The organism is Pseudomonas sp. HOU2 (genome assembly GCF_040729435.1).
Taxonomy (GTDB): Bacteria; Pseudomonadota; Gammaproteobacteria; order Pseudomonadales; family Pseudomonadaceae; genus Aquipseudomonas.
The window spans coordinates 4,109,418-4,130,000 of the sequence record NZ_CP160398.1 but is presented as its reverse complement, the minus strand read 5'-3'; the positions used below and the strand labels follow the sequence as shown (position 1 = coordinate 4,130,000).

The following is a 20,583-nucleotide window of genomic DNA, read 5'->3' as shown; positions in this document are numbered from 1 at the left end:
GTCGGCCTTCTATGCACTGCCCTGCTACTTACAAGCTAGGGAAAGCGAATTGCGAAGCTTCATGGCTCGCACGCTGCGGCCAGCGCTGGGTGATGGCCTTGCGACGGGTATAGAAGCGCACACCATCCGGGCCATAGGCATGCAAGTCGCCGAACAGCGAACGCTTCCAGCCGCCGAAGCTGTGGTAGGCAACCGGTACCGGCAGCGGTACGTTGACGCCGACCATGCCGACTTCGATCTCGTCGCAGAACAGACGCGCCGCTTCACCGTCACGGGTAAAGATGCAGGTGCCGTTGCCGTATTCGTGATCGTTGATCAGCTTCATCGCTTCTTCCAGGCTGTTGACCCGGACCACGCACAACACCGGCCCGAAGATCTCTTCCTTATAGATGCGCATCTCAGGGGTGACGTTATCGAACAGACAGCCGCCGAGGAAGAAGCCCTCTTCGTTACCCGGAATGCTCAAGCCGCGACCATCGACGACCAAGGTCGCGCCCGCTGCCACACCGTCATCGACATAACCACTGACCTTGTCCCGCGCCTGACCGGTTACCAGTGGGCCCATGTCCAGACCACAGGAAGTGCCAGCGCCGATTTTCAGCGCCTTGATCTGTGGAACCAGTTTCGCCACCAGCGCATCCGCCACCTGGTCGCCGACACACACTGCGACCGAAATCGCCATGCAGCGCTCACCGCAGGAACCGTAGGCCGCGCCCATCAGTGCGCTGACCGCATTGTCCAGATCCGCATCCGGCATCAGTACCGCGTGGTTCTTCGCCCCGCCCAGTGCCTGAACGCGCTTGCCGCGCTTGGTGCCTTCGGCGTAGATGTACTCGGCAATCGGCGTCGAGCCGACAAAGCTCAGCGCTTTGACTTCCGGTGCTTCGATCAGCGCGTCCACCGCAGTCTTGTCGCCATGCACCACGCTCAGCACGCCTTTCGGCAGGCCAGCTTCCAGCAACAGTTGAGCGATCAACAGCGTCGAGCTCGGGTCACGCTCGGATGGTTTGAGAATGAAGCAGTTACCGCAGACGATCGCCAGCGGATACATCCACAGCGGCACCATCGCCGGGAAGTTGAACGGTGTGATACCAGCAACCACGCCCAGTGGCTGGAAGTCCGACCACGCGTCGATGTTCGGGCCGACGTTACGGCTGTACTCGCCTTTGAGGATTTCCGGGGCGGCGCAGGCGAACTCGACGTTCTCGATACCACGCTTCAGTTCACCGGCGGCGTCTTCGAGGGTCTTGCCGTGTTCTTCGCTGATCAATTGCGAGATGCGCGCTTCGTTCTGCTCCAGCAGTTGCTTGAAGCGGAACATCACCTGGGCACGTTTGGCCGGCGGGGTGTTGCGCCATGCCGGAAACGCAGCCTTGGCAGCGTCGATCGCGTGTTGAATGGTTTCGCGGGTGGCCAGCGGCAGCTTGTGGATCGCCTGACCGGTGGACGGGTTGAACACATCAACCGCGCGACCGTTCTCGGTCACCAGTTCGCCATTGATCAAATGCGGGATAACGCTCATCGAAAACTCCTGAATTCTTGTGTACAGACGCCCACATGGGGCGCCCGTTATTCGCAGGTATATATAGAGGGAAAAATCAGTCGAGCTTGTTCAGCACTTCGCCAACCGCGTCGAACAGACGATCGAGGTCTTGCGGCTTGCTGTTGAAGGTTGGGCCGAACTGCAGGGTGTCGCCGCCGAAGCGCACGTAGAACCCGGCTTTCCACAGGGCCATGCCGGCCTCGAATGGACGCACGATGGCGTCGCCATCACGGGCCGCGATCTGAATCGCGCCGGCCAGGCCGTAGTTACGGATGTCGATGACGTTTTTCGAACCTTTCAGGCCATGCAGCGCGTTTTCGAAATGCGGGGCGACGTCGGCCACGCTCTGCACCAGGTTTTCCTTTTGCAGCAGATCGAGTGCCGCCAGGCCAGCGGCGCACGCCACCGGGTGGGCCGAGTAGGTGTAGCCGTGGGGGAATTCCACCGCGTATTCCGGAGTCGGCTGATTCATGAAGGTCTGGTAGATCTCGGAGCTGGCAATCACCGCGCCCATCGGAATCGCGCCGTTGGTGACTTGCTTGGCGATGCACATCAGATCCGGGGTCACGCCAAAGCTCTCGGCGCCGAACATCGAACCGGTGCGGCCGAAACCGGTGATCACTTCGTCGAACACCAGCAGGATGTTGTGCTGATCGCAGATCTCGCGCAGACGCTTCAGGTAACCCTGAGGCGGAACCAGTACGCCAGCGGAACCGGCCATTGGCTCAACGAAGACCGCCGCGATGTTCGATGCGTCGTGCAGTTCGATCAACTTCAGCAGTTCATCAGCCAGCGCGATACCGCCCTGCTCCGGCATGCCACGGGAGAATGCATTGCTGGCCAGCAGCGTGTGCGGCAGGTGATCGACATCCATCATCGCCTGACCGAACAGTTTGCGGTTGCCGTTGACACCGCCGAGGCTGGTGCCGGCGATGTTCACGCCATGATAACCACGGGCACGGCCGATCATTTTGGTCTTGGTCGACTGACCTTTCAGACGCCAGTAGGCACGAACCATCTTCACCGCGGTGTCGGCACACTCGGAGCCGGAGTCGGTGAAGAACACGTGGTTCAGGTTGCCCGGAGTCAGGTCAGTGATTTTCTCGGCCAACTGGAACGACAACGGGTGGCCGTACTGGAAGCCTGGCGAGTAATCGAGGGTGCCCAGTTGCTTGGAAACCGCTTCCTGGATTTCCTTGCGGGTGTGCCCGGCGCCGCAGGTCCACAGACCGGACAGCGAATCGTAGATCTTGCGGCCCTTGTCATCGAACAGCCAGCTGCCTTCGGCACCCACGATCAGACGCGGATCGCGCTGGAAGTTGCGGTTGGCGGTGTACGGCATCCAGTGCGCGTCCAGCTTCAGTTGGCTGGCCAGTGGCGACGGCGCGTTTTCAGGCATGTTCATCGGGCAAAACCTCGCAGGGCATAAGCATCAGGGAGATAAAAAGCGTTGTTGCAGCTAAATTGCCACGCGGATAAAGTCGGTGAAATCCAACTTTTCTAACCTTCAGTTAGAAGCCTGCTAAACAATGAGAACAACAGCATGAGCAGTCGCCGCCCCGATCCGCTGGCCCAGGTCAGTGATTTTGATATTCGCCTGCTGCGGATTTTCCGCAGCGTGGTGGAGTGCGGCGGCTTTTCGGCGGCGGAAACCGTGCTTGGCATCGGTCGCTCGGCGATCAGCCAGCAAATGAGCGATCTCGAACAGCGTCTCGGCCTGCGCCTGTGCCAGCGCGGGCGCGCCGGCTTCTCGCTGACCGAAGAGGGCCGCGAGGTTTATCAGTCAGCGCTGCAACTGTTAAGTGCGCTGGAAAGTTTCCGCACCGAGGTCAATGGCCTGCACCAGCACCTGCGTGGCGAACTGATCATTGGCCTGACCGACAACCTCGTCACCCTGCCGCACATGCGCATCACCCATGCCCTCGCCCAGTTGAAGGAACGCGGGCCGGACGTGCAGATCCAGATCCGCATGATCGCGCCCAATGAAGTCGAACAAGGCGTGCTCGACGGCCGCCTGCATGTCGGCGTGGTGCCGCAGGCCAGCGCACTGTCGGGGCTGGAATATCAACCTTTGTATAGCGAACGTTCGCTGTTGTATTGCGCGGTGGGCCATCCGCTGTTTTATGTGGATGACAAGCAACTGGATGACGAGCGCCTTAACAGTCAGGACGCGATTGCCCCGACGTTTCGTTTGCCGGCGGAGATTCAGGCGCATTATCAGGCGCTCAATTGCACAGCCAGCGCGTCCGATCGTGAGGGCATGGCGTTTCTGATTCTGACCGGGCGTTACATCGGTTATCTGCCGGATCACTACGCCAGCCTGTGGGTGCAGCAAGGGCGCTTGCGTGCGCTGAAATCGACGACGCGGTTTTATGATTTGAGCCTTGCATCGGTCACGCGCAAGGGGCGGCGCCCTCATTTGGTGCTGGAGAGCTTTCTTGAAAGCCTCGCTGCGACGCGTTGAAAGCAAGATCAAAAGATCGCAGCCTTCGGCAGCTCCTACATTGGAAGGTTTACAGGCAGAAAGTTGAGCAAGTGGACAGGTTTTTGCAGAGGAGGAATTACTTCGTTCCTTTGATAAGAAGCCCTCAGCCATGCAGCCAGACTCCGTACCGTCCAGCGACCTGATTTACGGCCTCGACGACCGCCCCAAACCACCCGCCGCAATCCTCGCCGCCCTGCAACACGTGCTCGCCAGTTTCGTCGGCATCATCACCCCGCCGCTGGTGATTGGCTCGGCCCTCGGGCTGACCGCGCACTTGCCGTACCTGATCAGCATGGCCTTGATGGTGTCGGGCGTCGGCACCTTTATTCAGGCGCGGCGGCCGTTCGGCATCGGCGCCGGGATGATCTGTTTGCAGGGCACCAGTTTTGCCTTCCTCGGCGCGGTGCTGTCCGCCGGATTTCTGGTCAAGCAGCGCGGCGGCAGCCCGGAAGACATTCTGGCGATGATCTTCGGCGTGTGCTTTTTCGGCGCCGTGGTGCAGATCGTCCTCAGCCGTTTCATCGGTCAATTACGCCGGGTTGTTACGCCGCTAGTGACCGGGATCGTCATCACCCTGATCGGCGTCAGTCTGATCAAGGTCGGCATCACCGATCTGGGCGGTGGATTCAATGCGCCGGACTTCGGCGCGCCGGGCAATCTGGCGCTGGGGGTGTTCGTGTTGCTGACGATCATCCTGCTCAATCGCTCGAACACGCCGTGGGTGCGGCTGTCGGCAATCATTGTCGGACTGCTGCTTGGCAGTCTGGCCGCGTGGTTCAGCGGAAAACTGGTCCCACAGGCATTGCCTGACCTGCCGCTGGTCAGTCTTCCTGCGCCGTTCAAGTTCGGGTTCAGCTTCGACTGGACGGCTTTCCTGCCCGTCGCGCTGATTTATCTGATCAGCACCATCGAAACCGTCGGCGACCTCACGGCCAATTGCATGCTCGCCCGCCAGCCGATCAGCGGCCCCTCTTATATAAGCCGACTGCGTGGCGGCGTGCTCGGTGACGGCGTGAGCTGCATGATCGCCGCCACCTTCAGCGCCTTCCCCAACACCACGTTTGCGCAGAACAACGGCGTGATCCAGTTGACCGGCGTCGCCAGCCGCTATGTCGGACTTTACATCGGTGCGATCCTGTTTTGTCTCGGCCTGTTCCCCATGATCGGCGCGGTGCTGCAGCAGATCCCGAAACCGGTGCTCGGTGGCGCCACTCTGGTGATGTTCGGCAGCGTGGCGGCGGCCGGGGTGCGGATCCTCGCACAGTCGCCGCTGGACCGACGCAGCATGCTGATCATCGCCACCTCGCTCGGCGTCGGCCTGGGCATTGCCGCGCAACCCAACCTGCTGCACCTGCTGCCGAAACTGGTGCAGAACCTGTTCGACTCGGCAATCACCAGCGGTGGCCTGACCGCGATCATCCTCTGCCTGTTACTGCCAGAAGCGAAAACCAACCCCGTCGAATCCGCCGCAGCGCTGAACAAGATCGAACAGGCGTAACGGTTTTATTGCTTCAGGACTTGTCGGATGCCTGTGGGTGCGTTATCAACGCAACTGGTTGCACCCACAGACAAACCGGAAGTGCCTATGACCTTTGAAGTCCCCGCTCACGGCGGCAAACCCGCCAGCCGCATTCGTCAGAAGAACGAAGAGACCATCCTCAAAGCCGCCGAAGACGAGTTCGCCCGTCACGGTTACAAAGGCACCAGCATGAACACCATCGCCCAGAATGCCGGGTTGCCCAAGGCGAACCTGCATTACTACTTCACCAACAAGCTTGGGTTGTACGTGGCGGTGCTGAGCAACATCATCGAGCTGTGGGACAGCACCTTCAACACCCTGACCGCCGAGGATGATCCGGCCGAAGCGCTGACCCGCTACATTCGCGCCAAGATGGAATTCTCCCGCCGCCAACCGCAGGCGTCGCGGATCTTCGCGATGGAAGTGATCAGCGGCGGCGAATGCCTGACCGAGTATTTCAACCAGGATTACCGCGCCTGGTTCCAGGGCCGCGCGGCCGTGTTCCAGGCGTGGACCGATGCCGGCAAGATGGACGCGGTGGATCCGGTGCACCTGATCTTCCTGCTGTGGGGCAGCACCCAGCATTACGCCGACTTCGCCACGCAGATCTGCCGCGTCAGCGGGCGCAACAAGTTGACCAAACAGGACATGGAAGACGCCGGCAACAACCTGATCCGCATCATTCTCAAAGGCTGCGGCCTCACCCCGACTATTTAAGACGTTTATGCCTTTCACCCTCAGCGGTTTTTGCGAGTACCGCGAAGAGATTCGCAAAAGCCGCTTCATCACCTTCGCCGCGCCGATCGGCAGCCCCGCCGACGCGCAGGCGTTCTTCGAACAACACAGCGACTTGAATGCCTCGCACAACTGCTGGGCGTGGAAAATCGGTGCTCAATACCGCAGCAACGACGATGGCGAACCCGGCGGCACCGCCGGACGACCGATTCTGGCAGCCATCGAGGCGCAGGATTGCGACCAGGTCGCGGTGCTGGTGATCCGCTGGTATGGCGGCATTCAATTGGGTACCGGCGGTTTGGCCCGAGCCTATGGCGGCGGAGCGAACAAGTGTCTGCAAGCGGCGGCGAAAGTCGAGTTGATCAGTCGTGTGCCGCTCAGTTGCGCCTGCGGGTTTGCCGAGTTGGCGCTGGTGAAGTTGCGAGTGGCGGATCTGGGGGGGTTGGTGGTGGAAGAAAACTTCACGGCCAATGGTGTTGAGTTGCAGTTGGCGGTGGGTGAGGAGCAGATCGATTTGCTGCAAACGCAGTTAGCGGATTTGAGTCGTGGGCGGATTGTGCTGCAGCGTTAGAAGATCAAAAGATCGCAGCCTTCGGCAGCTCCTACACAGGACTTTGCGTTTCCCTGTAGGAGCTGCCGAAGGCTGCGATCTTTTAGGGCAGCCCACAATCTGCTTATTCCACGGAGTTGCCCACATTTGCTGTGCACCCGACTGTGGATAACCTGAGCACATATGGCTGTAACCCTTCTGTCACGTGGCTTTGCGCGATTTGCTCACTTTTCGTCCATTCCACCTGAAAAAAGATTAATCCCACGTAAAAACAAATAGTTAGCGCTTTTTATCACCTTTGGGAGATAGCACTGCGGCGCTTATGCCAAGGATTTCCAATTGCGCACAAATACTGTGGAGCAACCTGTGGATAACCCGTTCATGGCTGGCGCAGCCGCAGGTTCTGTATAGCTTCGACCCGGTTGCTCGTTTTTTAACCAGTTCGTCACGGTGCAAAAGTGGAGCCGGATCAACAGCTTTGCGCTGAATTGGTGCCCGCTCCCCCTGCGATTTTCATCGCGAAGCTCTGCCGCCGGCGCGCGGCGACAGTGACGGCGGGCGTTCCTGACTCAATGGCCAGGAAATTGCTTTATCCACAGGCACAACTCCAAGCCAGTCGAGCCTGTCATGCCAAGCCCAGATTCAACGCCGCGCCTGCAACTGCGCCAGATCAGCAAACGCTACCCCGGTTGTCTGGCCAATGACGCCATCGACCTGAGCATCGCGCCGGGAGAAATCCACGCACTGCTGGGTGAGAACGGCGCGGGCAAAAGTACCTTGATGAAGATCATCTACGGCGTGACCCAGGCCGATTCCGGCGAAATGCTCTGGCAGGGGCAACGGGTGAATATTCGCAACCCGGCACAGGCCCGGCAGTTGGGGATCGGCATGGTGTTTCAGCATTTTTCGCTGTTCGAAACCCTCAGCGTCGCGCAGAACATTGCCTTGGCCATGGGCGCCAAGGCCGGCACGCCGAAACAGCTTGAACCGAAAATCCGCGAAGTGTCGCGCCGCTATGGCATGGCGCTGGAGCCGGAGCGACTTGTCCACAGCCTGTCGATTGGCGAGCGACAACGGGTGGAAATCATCCGCTGCCTGATGCAGGACATCCGCCTGCTGATCCTCGACGAGCCGACGTCGGTGCTGACACCGCAAGAGGCCGACGAACTGTTCATCACCCTGCGTCGTCTGGCGGCCGAGGGCTGCAGCATTCTGTTCATCAGCCACAAACTCGCGGAAGTGCGCGCGCTGTGCCATAGCGCGACGGTGTTGCGTGGCGGACGAGTAGCCGGACATTGCGTCCCCGCCGAATGCTCTGATCAGCAATTGGCGCGGTTGATGGTCGGCGAAGCGGCGGCGTTGATCGGCGAATACCCGAAGGTCAGTGGCGGCGCGGATTTTCTACAGGTCAACGGTTTGAGCTGGCACAACCCCGATCCCTTCGGCTGCTCGTTGAGCGACATCAACCTGCAAGTGCGCAGCGGGGAAATCGTCGGTATCGCCGGGGTCGCGGGCAATGGCCAGGATGAGCTGCTCGCCCTGCTCAGCGGTGAACAAACCCTGCCCCGCGAGGGCGCGACAACGATTCGTTTCGCCGGGCAAGCGGTCGCTGATTTGCGCCCGGATGCGCGGCGCCAACTCGGTGTGGCGTTTGTCCCGGCAGAACGCCTGGGCCACGGCGCGGTGCCGGAACTGAGTCTGGCTGACAACGCCCTGCTCACGGCCTTCCAGCAAGGACTGGTCAACCATGGCTTGATCGAGCGCGGCAAAGTCGAGGCTCTCGCCCAACAGGTCATTCAGCGCTTCGGGGTGAAAACCCCGGGCACTCACGCTGCCGCACGCAGCCTGTCCGGTGGCAATCTGCAGAAATTCATTCTTGGCCGGGAAATCCTCCAGCAACCGAAACTGCTGATCGCCGCGCACCCTACCTGGGGCGTCGACGTTGGCGCGGCGGCGACCATTCACCGCGCACTGATTGCCCTGCGCGATGCCGGCGCGGCGATCCTGGTGATTTCCGAAGACCTCGACGAACTGTTCCAGATCAGCGACCGCCTCGGCGCGCTGTGCGCGGGGCGTCTGTCGCCGCTGCAGAACACGACCGACACCCTGCTGAGCGATGTCGGCGGCTGGATGGCCGGGCACATCAACCACGCGCATTCATCGGCCACGGCCTGACGGAGTTTTCCCAACATGCTGCTTTCCCTCGAACCCCGTGGCCAGCAATCGCGCCTGATGCTGTGGTGCTCGCCGCTGCTGGCGGCGCTGCTGACCCTCGGCTGCGGCTCGCTGCTGTTCATCGCTCTGGGGCATGACCCACTGCAAACTTTGCACACGCTGTTGATCGCACCGATCAGCGATCTGTATGGCGTCTCCGAACTGCTGGTCAAGGCGCTGCCGATTCTGCTTTGCGCACTCGGTCTGGCGGTGGCTTATCAAGCGCGGATCTGGAACATCGGCGCCGAAGGTCAATTGCTCCTCGGCGCACTCGCCGGCAGTGCCTTGGCGGTGAACATCATCGACCTGCAAAGCCGCTGGGCACTGGTGCTGATCCTGCTCACCGGCACCTGCGCCGGCGCCGCTTGGGCCGGGCTGACGGCATGGCTGCGCACACGCTTCAACGCCAACGAAATCCTCACCAGCATCATGCTCAATTACATCGCGCTGAACCTGTTGCTGTTCTGCGTGCACGGGCCGCTGAAGGATCCGGCCGGCTACAACTTTCCCGAGTCGGCGATGTTCGGCGACGCCAGCCGCCTGCCGCTGCTGATGGAGGATGGCCGGGTGCACGCCGGGGTGTATTTCGCCCTGCTCGCACTGGTTGCGGTGTGGGTGTTGTTGCAGAAAAGCTTTGTCGGTTTTCAGATCAAGGTGCTGGGGCTGGATAAACGTGCGGCGGGTTTCGTCGGCTTTCGCGAAAAACGTCTGATCTGGCTCGCGCTGTTGATCAGCGGCGGCTTGGCCGGGCTGGCCGGGGTTTGCGAAGTGACCGGGCCGATCGGGCAATTGGTGCCGCAAGTCTCGCCGGGCTATGGCTATGCAGCAATCACCGTGGCGTTTCTCGGGCGGCTGAATCCTATCGGGATTCTGTTCTCCAGCCTGCTGATGGCGCTGCTGTACATCGGCGGCGAAAGCGCGCAAATGACCCTGAATCTGCCGCAAGCCATCACCCAACTGTTTCAGGGAATGATGCTGTTTTTCCTGCTGGCCTGCGACGTGCTGATTCTCTATCGGCCACGTCTGAAACTGCGCTGGACACGGCGCGCATCGTCCCCTGCCGTAACCGCCGGAGCGCTGTGATGGATATCGATCTGCTGAGCAATATTTTCTACGCCATGGTGCGTTGCGGCACGCCGCTGTTGTTGGTGGCGCTGGGTGAGTTGATCTGCGAAAAGAGCGGCGTGCTCAACCTCGGCCAGGAAGGAATGATGTTGTTTGGCGCGGTGATCGGTTTTATCGTCGCCCTCAACAGCGGCAACCTGTGGCTCGGCGTGTTGCTGGCGATGCTCGCGGGGATGCTCTTGTCTTGCCTGTTTGCCCTGGTGGCGCTGGTGTTCAATGCCAATCAGGTGGCAACCGGGCTGGCGCTGACGATTTTCGGCGTGGGCCTGTCGACCTTTGTCGGCGCGGCGTGGGTCGGCAAGCCGTTGGCCGGATTCGAGCCGTTGGCGATTCCTTACCTGAGTGAGATTCCGCTGATCGGGCGCATGCTGTTTGCTCAGGACTTGCTGGTGTACCTGTCGTTCGCCCTATTTGCGCTGGTGGCGTGGGTGATCATCAAGAGCCGTGTCGGCTTGATCATTCAGGCCGTTGGCGAGAACCCGGACGCGGCCAGTGCGATGGGCCTGCCGGTGCTGACCGTGCGCACGCTTGCGGTGCTGTTTGGCGGGGCGATGGCCGGGCTGGCCGGGGCGTATCTGTCGCTGGCGTACACACCGATGTGGGCCGAGAACATGACCGCCGGGCGTGGCTGGATTGCCCTGGCACTGGTGGTGTTTGCCAGTTGGCGGGTGTGGCGCTTGCTGCTGGGCGCGTATCTGTTCGGGCTCGCCAGCATCCTGCACCTGGTGGCGCAGGGGTTGGGGCTGGCGATTCCATCGAGCCTGCTGGCGATGCTGCCGTATGTGGCGACGATTGTGGTGTTGGTGCTGTTGTCGCGCGATGCCGTTCGGACTCGGTTGTATGCGCCGGTGTCGTTGGGGCAGCCGTGGCAGGCCGGGCATTAGCCACACACCAGACCTATGGCGAGGGAGCTTGCTCCCGCTGGGGCGCGAAGCGGCCCTCAACATTGAATCTGGAAGACCTCGCACTCAGGAATTACGGCTGCTGCGCAGCCGAGCGGGAGCAAGCTCCCTCGACACAGACCGGCATGACCTGAGCCACGCCCCACGCCAACTCGAAGACCAGAAAACCGATCAGCAACGAACTGGCGCCATGCATCAGGGCATACGCCTGCCAAGCCGCAAACAGAAACCGCGCCACCGCGTCATAGCGCCCATACACCGGTTGCGGATCACGAATACGCAGCACCGCCCACACACAAACCACCGAGCCCAGCAGGTTTGCCATCAACATATGCACGGGCTGAAACGCAGGCAGCTCACCGGGCAAATTCAACGCGGTCAAAAAACCGTGCAACACAGCAAAACTCCACGGCGTGGCAAACGCCGCCGTTACGATCAGGTCATACCAGGCGCTGCCGCGCACCACGTTTCGATACTGGGTCGAAGTCCACATCATCCATGCTCCAGAAATTCAGGGAGTACTCACGGTAAAGCCTGGAGTATGCTCCAGGGTCAAGACCTCTTTTGAGACCCAGCATGCGCATCGGTGAATTAGCCCAGGCCAGCGCCGTCAGCCGCGACACCTTGCGTTTCTACGAGCAGCGCGGACTGATCGCGGCACAACGCAGTGCCAACGGTTATCGCGATTACCCGCCGGAAATGCTGCAACTGGTGCTCTACATCAAGACTGCACAGCGCCTGGGTTTTACCCTCGGCGAAATCGGCGACAGTGTCGCCGCGTTGTGGAACGCGCCCGACCCGGAAAATGCCGTGGCGCAGTTGCTGCGCGACAAACTGCATTTGATCGAAACCCGCATGAGCGAACTCGATGTGTTGCGACGAGAGTTGCAACAACGGCTCGGTCAGGCGTGTCCATTGAATCCGTGAACCGTAACTTTCAAGGAATCCCGTCATGTCCCAGGCAAAACACGCACTGATCATCGGCGCCTCTCGTGGCTTGGGCCTCGGGCTGGTGAAAACCCTGCTGGCCGATGGCTGGCAAGTGACCGCCACCGTGCGCAATCCGCAAAAGGCCGAGGCGCTGCAAGCGCTGGGCAAGGTGCGGATCGAGAAACTCGACATGGACGACCAGCAAGCGGTGATCGCCCTGAGCCAGCAGCTCAAGGGCGAGACCTTCGACCTGTTGTTCGTCAACGCCGGGGTCAAAGGCCCGGAGGTGCAGACACCGGGCGGCGCGACACTGGCCGAAGTCGGGCAACTGTTTTTCACCAACGCCGTGGCGCCGATCAACCTCGCACAGCGCTTCGTCGGACAGATCCGCGACGGCAGCGGCGTGCTGGCGTTCATGAGTTCCGGCCTGGGCAGCGTCACCGTACCGGACGCGCCGGAGTTGGCGCTGTACAAGGCGAGCAAGGCCGCGCTGAACTCGATGACCAACAGTTTCGTCACCCAGCTGGGCGAGCAGAAACTCACCGTGCTGTCGTTGCATCCGGGCTGGGTGAAAACGGATATGGGCGGTGAAGGTGCTGATCTGGATGTAGAGACCAGCACTCGCGGGCTGATTGATCAGGTGAATGCGTACACCGGCAAGGGCGGGCATCACTTCATCAACTACAAGGGTGAAACCATTCCCTGGTAAGCACTGAAAACCCCCTGTAGGAGCTGCCGAAGGCTCGGGCCGCGATCGGACGATCTTTTGATCTTGGAAAACAAAATCAAAAGATCGCAGCCTTCGGCAGCTCCTACAGGGGGGATGTGTTGGCTGTCGGGTTGGGCTTGCCCGATCCGGCGATTTGTTTGAAACTGCGCGCCTCGTCCTTCGCGGCGACCCTGGATCAGCAGACAGGGCAACACTGAGCTGGCAACCCTGAACCCCACTTTCAGAGGAGCCGGCCACAATGCCTGCGACCCGTACCTGGTTAAAAAATCCCCTCGCCATTTTCACGGCCAACGCGCTCGATGCCCGTGGCGGTCTGGTGCTGCAAGACGGCGTGATCGTCGAAGTGCTGGCAGCCGGTCAGCAACCGTCCGCGCCATGCAATGACGTGTTCGATGCCCGCGAGCATGTGATCCTGCCGGGCCTGATCAACACCCATCACCACTTCTATCAAACCCTGACTCGCGCCTGGGCGCCGGTGGTCAATCAGCCGTTGTTCCCGTGGCTGAAAACCCTGTACCCGGTATGGGCGCGGCTGACCCCGGAAAAACTCGCCCTCGCGACGAAAGTGGCTTTGGCTGAATTGCTGCTGTCGGGTTGCACCACCGCCGCCGACCACCACTACCTGTTCCCGGACGGTCTGGAAAACGCCATCGACGTGCAAGTCGACACCGTGCGCGAACTGGGCATGCGCGCCATGCTGACTCGTGGTTCGATGAGCCTCGGCGAGAAGGACGGTGGCCTGCCGCCGCAGCAGACCGTGCAGGAAGGTCAGGTGATTCTCGACGACAGCCAGCGCCTGATTCACGAGTACCACGAGCGCGGCGACGGTGCGCAAATCCAGATCGCGCTGGCTCCGTGCTCGCCATTCTCGGTGACCCCGGAAATCATGTCCGCCAGCGCCGAACTGGCGAATAAACTCGACGTCCGCCTGCACACGCATCTGGCCGAAACCCTCGACGAAGAGGATTTCTGCCTGCAGCGTTTCGGCCTGCGCACCGTGGATTATCTGGACAGCGTCGGCTGGCTCGGCCCGCGCACCTGGCTGGCCCACGGCATCCACTTCAACCCGGATGAAATCGCCCGCCTCGGCCAGGCCGGCACCGGTATCTGCCATTGCCCGAGTTCGAACATGCGCCTGGCCTCCGGCATTTGCCCGAGTATTGATCTGACCGATGCCGGTGCGCTGTTCGGTCTGGGTGTGGACGGCTCGGCCTCCAACGATGCCTCGAACATGATCCTCGAAGCGCGGCAGGCGCTGTACATCCAGCGTCTGCGTTATGGTGCGGAAAAAATCACCCCGGAGCGCGTGCTCGGCTGGGCGACCAAAGGCTCGGCGAGCCTGCTGGGGCGTACCGACATTGGCGAGCTGGCGGTGGGCAAGCAGGCGGATCTGGCGTTGTTCAAGCTCGATGAACTGCGTTTCTCCGGCAGTCATGATCCGATTTCGGCGCTGCTGTTGTGCGGTGCCGATCGGGCGGACCGGGTGATGATTGGCGGCAAGTGGCGGGTGGTTGATGGTCAGGTTGAAGGTCTTGATCTCAAAGGCCTGATCGCTGATCACAGCCAGGCGGCTCGCCAGTTGATCGCCGGCACCTGATCCAATAAAGCCCCCTGTAGGAGCTGCCGCAGGCTGCGATCTTTTGATCTTGATTTTGATTTTAAAACAAGATCAAAAGATCGCAGCCTGCGGCAGCTCCTACAGGGGGATTTGTGGTGTTTCTAGAGGCCCAGTAGCGACAGCATGATGAACGTCGCAAACAGCACAAAGTGCGTCATGCCTTCGATGGCATTGGTCTCGCCGTCATTGAGGTTGATCGCACTGACGATCAGCGTGATGAAGATCATCACCGTCTGCACCGGGGTCATCGCCATCTGAAACGGCTGACCGGTGTACAGCGCCATCGCTTCCATCACCGGCACGGTCAGGATCACCGTCGACAGTGACGCGCCCATCGCGATGTTCACCACCGACTGCATGCGGTTGGCCAACGCGGCACGCAACGCCGTCAGAATCTCCGGTGCCGCCGATATCGCCGCCACCAGAATCGCCGTGATCACCGGCGGCGCGCCCGTGCCTTCCAGGCCCAGATCGAGGGTCTTGGACATCACTTCGGCCAGAGCGCCGATCACCACCACGCCGAACACCAGAATGCCGATCGACCAAGTCAGGCTCAGCGGTTTCGGTTCATCTTCCACCGGTTCTTTCTTGCGGCGTTTATCCGGGTAGCTGTAGCTGAAAAAGTAACTGTGCGGCCCGACCTGCATGCGCAGGAACAGCGCGTAAAGCACCACCATCGCACCGATGGTGAACGCTGAATAAATCTTCCAGTTGGCCGCCGGAATAAACTCCGGCACCACCATCGATACGCCCATGGCGGTGAGGATCATCACGCTGTAGCTGCGTGCCGAATCATCGTTGTACGACTGCTCGCCGTGCTTGAGCCCGCCCATCAACGCGGCGAGGCCGAGGATGCCGTTGATGTCGAGCATCACCGCCGAATAGATCGTGTCCCGCACCAGCGTGGCCGAGGCTTCGTTGCTCATCATGATCGCCAGGATCACCACTTCCACCAGCACCGCGGCGAGGGTCAGGATCATCGTGCCGTAAGGGTCGCCGACTTTTTCTGCGAGCAGTTCGGCCTGATGAGCGACGCGCATCGAGGCGGCAACGATGAAGGCGATCAGAACCAGACCCGAAATCAACGCGACGATCTGCCCGCTGTGCAGCATCCAGTGTTCCAGTGGATAGGCGATGCACGCGGCAATCACCGCCAGCAGCAGAAAGCTTTCTTGCTTGAGGATCGTGAGCATGGCGGGCCTTTTTGACGAGAGATTCGAATGAGCTACTGACTGCGGCGTGGCGCTAACGTTTCGTTACACCTTAGCGCACCAACCGATAGCGTGAATCCGCTGGCTTGCACTGCGTTGGTTCCGGCGCTGAAAAGATCGCAGCCTGCGGCAGCTCCTACAGGTTGCGCATCCCCTGTAGGAGCTGCCGCAGGCTGCGATCTTTGGCTTTGTTGTCCTGTTGGTCAGCAATTTGCATTGCTCCTGACCACACACAACAAAATGGAGCTCCAATTCATGCACATACGTCCGCTGCACAAACTGCTGTGCGCCGCCATCGGTCTGGGGATAAGCCTGAGCGCCAGCGCTGCAGATCCGCTGAAGGTCGGTTTCGTCTACATCGGCCCGATCGGCGACCACGGCTGGACGTATCAGCATGAACAGGGGCGCAAGGCGCTGGCGGAGAAATTCGGCGCGCAGATCAGCACCAATTACGTCGAGAATGTGGCCGAGGGTGCCGACGCCGAGCGGGTGATTCGCAACATGGCCAAGGACAACTACGACCTGATCTTCACCACCTCTTTCGGCTACATGAACCCGACGCTGAAAGTCGCCAAACAGTTTCCCAAGGTGACCTTCGAACACGCCACCGGCTACAAGCAGGACAAGAACCTCGGCACCTATCTGGCGCGCACTTACGAGGGGCGTTACGTCGGCGGTTTCCTCGCGGCGAAGATGACCAAGACCAAGAAGATCGGCTATGTCGCCTCGTTCCCGATTCCGGAAGTGATCCGCGACATCAACGCCATCCAGCTGGCGCTGAACAAGTACAACCCCGGCACCGAAATCAAAGTGGTGTGGGTCAACTCGTGGTTCGATCCGGGCAAGGAAGCCGATGCGGCCAACGCGCTGATCGATCAGGGTGTGGACGTGGTGTTCCAGCACACCGACAGCCCGGCGCCGATTCAGGCCGCCGAACGGCGTGGCGTGTACGCCGTGGGTTACGCCTCGGACATGGCGCACTTCGGCCCGAAAGCGGTACTGACCTCGATCGTCAACGACTGGGCGCCGCATTACATTCAAGCGACCCAAAGCGTGATCGACCACAACTGGAAATCCCAGGACTACTGGGGCGGGCTGAAGGAAGGCACGGTTGAGCTGCCGATCAGTGATCTGGTTCCGGCACCAGTGAAAGCCGAGGCAGAGCAGATCATTGCCGACATCAAGAGCGGTGCACTGCAACCGTTCACCGGGCCGATCAAGGATCAGGCCGGCGTGGAGAAAATCCCGGCGGGGGTGAGTGCAACGAATGCGGAGTTGGCATCGATGAACTATTACGTGGAAGGGATGAAGGCCGAGATGCCGAAGTAATCTCTTCAAACTTGCATCGACCCTGTGGGAGCTGGCTTGCCAGCGATGAGGTCCTCACATTCGACATCATTGTTGCCTGTCAGACCGCTATCGCTGGCAAGCCAGCTCCCACATTTTGATCTTCAGCGCTCTCAAGGATTGTGTATGGATCAGCTCCCGATCATCGACATCAGCCCGCTCTATAGCGACGACCAAAACGCGTGGCCTGCCGTCGCCGCGCAGATCGACAAAGCCTGCCGCGAATGGGGCTTCTTCTACATCAAGGGTCACCCGATTTCCGCGCAACGCATCGATTCGCTGCTCAACCACGCCCAGCGCTTTTTTGCGCAACCGACAGAAGAAAAACTCAGGATCGACATCACCCAGACCCGCCACCATCGCGGCTACGGCGCCATCGCCACCGAACAGCTCGATCCCGACAAACCCAGCGACCTCAAAGAAACCTTCGACATGGGCCTACACCTGCCGGCGAACCATCCTGAAGTGCTAGCGGAAAAACCCTTGCGCGGGCCCAATCGTCATCCGCCAATCGCCGGTTGGGAAACGCTGCTGGAGCAGCACTACCTCGACATGCAGGCGCTCGCGCAAACTCTGCTGCGGGCAATGACGATTGCGATGGGGATCGAGCGCGACTTCTTCGACACCCGCTTCAATCAGCCGGTCAGTGTGCTGCGGCTGATCCACTACCCGCCGCGCCGCACCGCCAGCAGCGCCGAGCAGCAAGGCGCCGGCGCGCACACCGATTACGGCTGCATCACCCTGCTCTACCAGGACAGCGCCGGCGGCCTGCAAGTGAAGAACGTCAATGGCGAATGGATAGATGCGCCGCCCATCGAAGGCACATTCGTGGTCAACCTCGGTGACATGATGGCGCGCTGGAGCAACGACCGTTATCGCTCGACCCCGCATCGGGTGATCAGTCCGCTGGGGGTGGATCGCTATTCGATGCCGTTCTTCGCCGAACCGCACCCGGACACCCGTATCGAATGCCTGCCCGGTTGCCAGGACGAACAGCACCCGGCTAAATATCCGACCACCACCTGCGCCGAATTCCTGCTGTCACGCTTCGCCGATACCTACGCCTACCGCCGTGAACCGCAAGCGGTGTGATGGATCGCTTGGTCAGGTTTTGCCAATTGTTTCGGCGCGCATCTGTAGAATGGCCGCCATCTGCACCTGATGAGAAAAGAATATGTACGATTGGCTCAACGCCCTGCCCAAGGCCGAACTGCACCTGCATCTGGAAGGCTCGCTGGAGCCCGAGCTGCTGTTCGCCCTGGCTGAACGCAACAAGATCGCCCTGCCGTGGAGCGATGTCGAAACCCTGCGCAAGGCCTACGCCTTCAACAACTTGCAGGAATTCCTCGACCTGTATTACCAGGGCGCCGACGTGTTGCGCACCTCGCAGGATTTCTACGACCTGACCTGGGCCTACCTGCTGCGCTGCAAAGCGCAGAACGTGATTCACACCGAACCGTTCTTCGACCCGCAGACCCACACCGACCGGGGCATCCCGTTTGAAGTGGTGCTCAACGGCATCGCCGCGGCACTCAAGGATGGCGAGCAGCAACTGGGCATCACCAGCGGTTTGATCCTGAGCTTCCTGCGCCACCTCAGCGAAGACGAAGCGCAGAAAACCCTCGATCAGGCGCTGCCGTTCCGTGATGCGTTTGTGGCTGTAGGCCTGGACAGCTCCGAGATGGGTCACCCGCCAAGCAAGTTCCAGCGTGTGTTCGACCGCGCCCGTCACGAAGGCTTCCTGACCGTTGCTCACGCCGGTGAAGAAGGCCCGCCGGAATACATCTGGGAAGCCATCGACCTGCTGAAAATCCAGCGCATCGACCATGGCGTGCGCGCCATCGAAGACGAGCGCCTGATGCAGCGGATCATCGACGAGCAGATTCCGCTGACCGTGTGCCCGCTGTCGAACACCAAGCTCTGCGTGTTCGATCACATGTCGCAGCACAACATCCTCGACATGCTCGAGCGTGGGGTGAAGGTCACCGTCAACTCCGACGACCCGGCGTACTTCGGCGGCTACGTCACCGAGAACTTCCATGCGCTGCATGAACACCTGGGCATGACCCAGGATCAAGCTAAACGCCTGGCGCAGAACAGCCTGGATGCGCGTCTGGTAAAACCTTAAAGAGCAATACAAAAACTGTGGGAGCGGGCTTGCCCGCGATGAGGCCATCAGTTCCAACATCAATGTTGACTGACAGTCCGCCATCGCGGGCAAGCCCGCTCCCACAGGAGTTGTGTTTAGCTGGAAATCTCGAGTTCAGTCAGCTCTTCCAGCGTCTTGCCCCGCGTCTCCATCCCGAACAGCCACACCACCCCCGCCGCAATCGCAAAGCACAGCGCACCCAGCGCAAACACCCCGCCCTGCCCGGTAATCGGGAATACCAACCCGGTCACCAGCGGTCCGAGCAGCGAGCCGACGCGGCCAATCGCCGAGGCAAAGCCCGAGCCTGTGGCGCGCGCCGAGGTCGGGTACAACTCCGGAGTATAGGTGTAGAGCACCGCCCACATGCCGAACAGGAAAAACTGCATCAGCAATCCCGAGCTGATCAGCAACGCGACGTTGCCGCCGAACACCGCGCTCTGCCCGTAGAGAAACGCCATCACCCCGCCGCCGAGCAACGTCACGATGCACACCGGTTTGCGCCCCCAGCGCTCCACCAGCCACGCCGCCATCAGAAACCCGGGAATCCCGCCCAGAGAAATCAGCACGGTGTAATACACCGACTGGGTCACGGCAAAACCCGACTGTTGCAACAACGCACTGAGCCACGACGTCAGCCCGTAAAAACCGAGCAAGGCAAAAAACCACAGACTCCAGATCATCGTCGTGCGCTGGCGGTATTGCGGTGACCAGATCTGCTTGAGGGCCGAGAAGAAATTGCCCGGCGGCGTTGCTGTCCTTGGCAGGCGCACCGGCTCAGGCAGCGTTTCGACACCGAGCGACGTCCGCACGCGGGCCTCGATCGCGCTCAGTACTTTGTCCGCCGCCTCATGGCGTCCGGCTTGCTCCAGCCAGCGCGGTGATTCGGGAATAAAGAAACGGATCGCCAGCACAAACACCGCCGGCACCGCCAACACCAGAAAGATGTCGCGCCAGCCAATCAGCGGCAGCAGGAAGTACGACAGCACTCCGGCGGCGACAAAACCCAGCGGCCAGAAACCGTCCATCAATGCAATGTAGCGCCCGCGCCGCTGCGCCGGGATCAACTCGGAAAGCATCGACTGTGCAATCGGAAACTCCATGCCCATGCCGATCCCCAGCAGGATGCGGAACAGCGTCAGGCTCTCGACCGTTTGCGCGGTCGAACACAGATAACTGGCCACGCCCCACAGCACGATGCTCCACTGAAACACCGGTTTACGCCCGAAACGATCGGCGAGCATGCCCGACAGCGACGCCCCCAGCACCATGCCGAAAAAACTCGAACTGGCGAGCAGACCGGCTTGTGCACTGCTCAAGCCGAATTCGGTTTTGATCGAGCCAAGCAGGAACGTCATCATGGCTAGGTCCATGGAATCGAAAAAGAACGCCAGGGCGATGATGATGAAAATGACCCGGTGATAACCGCTGAGCGGCAGCCGTTCCAGGCGCTCTGCCGCGCTGAAGTTTCGCGTATCCATGCCCCATCCCCCATCCACAATGTGTGCAGATCGAGTGTGCGCGATTA

The 20,583-nt window shown here is 60.7% G+C and carries 18 protein-coding genes; 13 read left to right on the top strand and 5 right to left on the bottom strand.

Annotated features, from left to right (window positions below; translation table 11 throughout):
- Nucleotides 1–28: 28 nt before the first annotated feature.
- Nucleotides 29–1,522, bottom strand: a complete 1,494-nt coding sequence (locus tag ABV589_RS18625) for a CoA-acylating methylmalonate-semialdehyde dehydrogenase (RefSeq protein WP_041067919.1) — start codon at nucleotides 1,520–1,522, stop codon at nucleotides 29–31.
- Nucleotides 1,523–1,598: 76 nt separating this feature from the next.
- The gene (locus ABV589_RS18620; protein ID WP_097089949.1) at nucleotides 1,599–2,948 is read right to left on the bottom strand and encodes an aspartate aminotransferase family protein; all 1,350 of its coding nucleotides are present in this window, start codon (nucleotides 2,946–2,948) and stop codon (nucleotides 1,599–1,601) included.
- Between the two features lie 138 nt (nucleotides 2,949–3,086).
- Between ABV589_RS18620 and ABV589_RS18615 the strand changes: the two genes are divergently transcribed.
- The 7 genes from ABV589_RS18615 to ABV589_RS18585 all read left to right on the top strand — a co-directional run bounded on the left by ABV589_RS18615 (nucleotide 3,087) and on the right by ABV589_RS18585 (nucleotide 11,055).
- A complete protein-coding gene (locus tag ABV589_RS18615) occupies nucleotides 3,087–4,007 on the top strand; it encodes a LysR family transcriptional regulator (protein ID WP_007968115.1) in 921 nt (306 codons plus the stop codon).
- Between the two features lie 130 nt (nucleotides 4,008–4,137).
- Nucleotides 4,138–5,526 (top strand): nucleobase:cation symporter-2 family protein, encoded by a 1,389-nt coding sequence (locus ABV589_RS18610; protein ID WP_367082971.1) that lies wholly within the window; start codon nucleotides 4,138–4,140, stop codon nucleotides 5,524–5,526.
- Between the two features lie 87 nt (nucleotides 5,527–5,613).
- Nucleotides 5,614–6,264 (top strand): TetR/AcrR family transcriptional regulator, encoded by a 651-nt coding sequence (locus tag ABV589_RS18605; RefSeq protein ID WP_367082970.1) that lies wholly within the window; start codon nucleotides 5,614–5,616, stop codon nucleotides 6,262–6,264.
- A 7-nt stretch (nucleotides 6,265–6,271) separates the two neighbouring features.
- Complete coding sequence (locus ABV589_RS18600) at nucleotides 6,272–6,853, top strand: YigZ family protein (RefSeq protein WP_367082969.1); 582 nt, start codon at nucleotides 6,272–6,274, stop codon at nucleotides 6,851–6,853.
- A gap of 606 nt (nucleotides 6,854–7,459) precedes the next feature.
- Nucleotides 7,460–9,007 carry an ABC transporter ATP-binding protein gene (locus ABV589_RS18595; protein WP_367082967.1) on the top strand — a complete coding sequence of 516 codons (1,548 nt, stop codon included), beginning with the start codon at nucleotides 7,460–7,462 and terminating at the stop codon, nucleotides 9,005–9,007.
- A gap of 15 nt (nucleotides 9,008–9,022) precedes the next feature.
- Entirely contained in the window at nucleotides 9,023–10,129 is a 1,107-nt protein-coding gene (locus ABV589_RS18590) for an ABC transporter permease (protein ID WP_367082965.1), read from the top strand.
- The gene (locus tag ABV589_RS18585; protein ID WP_367082964.1) at nucleotides 10,129–11,055 is read left to right on the top strand and encodes an ABC transporter permease; all 927 of its coding nucleotides are present in this window, start codon (nucleotides 10,129–10,131) and stop codon (nucleotides 11,053–11,055) included. Before ABV589_RS18590 ends, ABV589_RS18585 begins: the two co-directional genes overlap by 1 nt.
- A gap of 91 nt (nucleotides 11,056–11,146) precedes the next feature.
- Here ABV589_RS18585 and ABV589_RS18580 read toward each other — a convergent pair whose 3' ends face one another.
- The gene (locus ABV589_RS18580) at nucleotides 11,147–11,566 is read right to left on the bottom strand and encodes a hypothetical protein (RefSeq protein ID WP_367086217.1); all 420 of its coding nucleotides are present in this window, start codon (nucleotides 11,564–11,566) and stop codon (nucleotides 11,147–11,149) included.
- 83 nt (nucleotides 11,567–11,649) lie between these two features.
- Here ABV589_RS18580 and ABV589_RS18575 point away from each other — a divergent pair, with 83 nt between their 5' ends.
- The 3 genes from ABV589_RS18575 to ABV589_RS18565 all read left to right on the top strand — a co-directional run bounded on the left by ABV589_RS18575 (nucleotide 11,650) and on the right by ABV589_RS18565 (nucleotide 14,330).
- Nucleotides 11,650–12,000: a MerR family transcriptional regulator gene (locus ABV589_RS18575; protein ID WP_007968100.1), complete on the top strand. Its 351-nt coding sequence runs from the start codon at nucleotides 11,650–11,652 to the stop codon at nucleotides 11,998–12,000.
- A 25-nt stretch (nucleotides 12,001–12,025) separates the two neighbouring features.
- Nucleotides 12,026–12,712 carry an SDR family oxidoreductase gene (locus tag ABV589_RS18570; protein WP_041067945.1) on the top strand — a complete coding sequence of 229 codons (687 nt, stop codon included), beginning with the start codon at nucleotides 12,026–12,028 and terminating at the stop codon, nucleotides 12,710–12,712.
- Nucleotides 12,713–12,971: 259 nt separating this feature from the next.
- The gene (locus ABV589_RS18565; protein ID WP_367082962.1) at nucleotides 12,972–14,330 is read left to right on the top strand and encodes an 8-oxoguanine deaminase; all 1,359 of its coding nucleotides are present in this window, start codon (nucleotides 12,972–12,974) and stop codon (nucleotides 14,328–14,330) included.
- A gap of 122 nt (nucleotides 14,331–14,452) precedes the next feature.
- Here ABV589_RS18565 and ABV589_RS18560 read toward each other — a convergent pair whose 3' ends face one another.
- Complete coding sequence (locus ABV589_RS18560) at nucleotides 14,453–15,544, bottom strand: calcium:proton antiporter (protein ID WP_367082961.1); 1,092 nt, start codon at nucleotides 15,542–15,544, stop codon at nucleotides 14,453–14,455.
- 273 nt (nucleotides 15,545–15,817) lie between these two features.
- Between ABV589_RS18560 and ABV589_RS18555 the strand changes: the two genes are divergently transcribed.
- From ABV589_RS18555 to ABV589_RS18545, 3 genes are all read left to right on the top strand, one after another.
- Nucleotides 15,818–16,891 carry a BMP family ABC transporter substrate-binding protein gene (locus ABV589_RS18555; RefSeq protein WP_367082959.1) on the top strand — a complete coding sequence of 358 codons (1,074 nt, stop codon included), beginning with the start codon at nucleotides 15,818–15,820 and terminating at the stop codon, nucleotides 16,889–16,891.
- Nucleotides 16,892–17,035: 144 nt separating this feature from the next.
- Entirely contained in the window at nucleotides 17,036–18,001 is a 966-nt protein-coding gene (locus ABV589_RS18550; RefSeq protein WP_367082957.1) for a 2-oxoglutarate and iron-dependent oxygenase domain-containing protein, read from the top strand.
- 82 nt (nucleotides 18,002–18,083) lie between these two features.
- The gene (locus tag ABV589_RS18545; protein ID WP_003221371.1) at nucleotides 18,084–19,037 is read left to right on the top strand and encodes an adenosine deaminase; all 954 of its coding nucleotides are present in this window, start codon (nucleotides 18,084–18,086) and stop codon (nucleotides 19,035–19,037) included.
- 116 nt (nucleotides 19,038–19,153) lie between these two features.
- On the opposite strand, the gene ABV589_RS18540 is transcribed toward ABV589_RS18545, so the two are convergent.
- Nucleotides 19,154–20,536, bottom strand: a complete 1,383-nt coding sequence (locus tag ABV589_RS18540; protein WP_367082955.1) for an MFS transporter — start codon at nucleotides 20,534–20,536, stop codon at nucleotides 19,154–19,156.
- Nucleotides 20,537–20,583: the final 47 nt, after the last annotated feature.

What these genes read in the sequence shown, in the direction of transcription:
- ABV589_RS18600 (WP_367082969.1), top strand. Translation starts at nt 6,272, where the DNA reads ATGCCTTTCACCCTCAGCGGTTTTTGCGAGTACCGCGAAGAGATTCGC.
- ABV589_RS18560 (WP_367082961.1), bottom strand. Translation starts at nt 15,544, where the DNA reads ATGCTCACGATCCTCAAGCAAGAAAGCTTTCTGCTGCTGGCGGTGATT.
- ABV589_RS18590 (WP_367082965.1), top strand. Translation starts at nt 9,023, where the DNA reads ATGCTGCTTTCCCTCGAACCCCGTGGCCAGCAATCGCGCCTGATGCTG.
- ABV589_RS18580 (WP_367086217.1), bottom strand. Translation starts at nt 11,566, where the DNA reads ATGTGGACTTCGACCCAGTATCGAAACGTGGTGCGCGGCAGCGCCTGG.
- ABV589_RS18610 (WP_367082971.1), top strand. Translation starts at nt 4,138, where the DNA reads ATGCAGCCAGACTCCGTACCGTCCAGCGACCTGATTTACGGCCTCGAC.
- ABV589_RS18545 (WP_003221371.1), top strand. Translation starts at nt 18,084, where the DNA reads ATGTACGATTGGCTCAACGCCCTGCCCAAGGCCGAACTGCACCTGCAT.
- ABV589_RS18620 (WP_097089949.1), bottom strand. Translation starts at nt 2,948, where the DNA reads ATGAACATGCCTGAAAACGCGCCGTCGCCACTGGCCAGCCAACTGAAG.
- ABV589_RS18555 (WP_367082959.1), top strand. Translation starts at nt 15,818, where the DNA reads ATGCACATACGTCCGCTGCACAAACTGCTGTGCGCCGCCATCGGTCTG.
- ABV589_RS18540 (WP_367082955.1), bottom strand. Translation starts at nt 20,536, where the DNA reads ATGGATACGCGAAACTTCAGCGCGGCAGAGCGCCTGGAACGGCTGCCG.
- ABV589_RS18595 (WP_367082967.1), top strand. Translation starts at nt 7,460, where the DNA reads ATGCCAAGCCCAGATTCAACGCCGCGCCTGCAACTGCGCCAGATCAGC.
- ABV589_RS18585 (WP_367082964.1), top strand. Translation starts at nt 10,129, where the DNA reads ATGGATATCGATCTGCTGAGCAATATTTTCTACGCCATGGTGCGTTGC.
- ABV589_RS18605 (WP_367082970.1), top strand. Translation starts at nt 5,614, where the DNA reads ATGACCTTTGAAGTCCCCGCTCACGGCGGCAAACCCGCCAGCCGCATT.
- ABV589_RS18625 (WP_041067919.1), bottom strand. Translation starts at nt 1,522, where the DNA reads ATGAGCGTTATCCCGCATTTGATCAATGGCGAACTGGTGACCGAGAAC.
- ABV589_RS18575 (WP_007968100.1), top strand. Translation starts at nt 11,650, where the DNA reads ATGCGCATCGGTGAATTAGCCCAGGCCAGCGCCGTCAGCCGCGACACC.
- ABV589_RS18550 (WP_367082957.1), top strand. Translation starts at nt 17,036, where the DNA reads ATGGATCAGCTCCCGATCATCGACATCAGCCCGCTCTATAGCGACGAC.
- ABV589_RS18565 (WP_367082962.1), top strand. Translation starts at nt 12,972, where the DNA reads ATGCCTGCGACCCGTACCTGGTTAAAAAATCCCCTCGCCATTTTCACG.
- ABV589_RS18570 (WP_041067945.1), top strand. Translation starts at nt 12,026, where the DNA reads ATGTCCCAGGCAAAACACGCACTGATCATCGGCGCCTCTCGTGGCTTG.
- ABV589_RS18615 (WP_007968115.1), top strand. Translation starts at nt 3,087, where the DNA reads ATGAGCAGTCGCCGCCCCGATCCGCTGGCCCAGGTCAGTGATTTTGAT.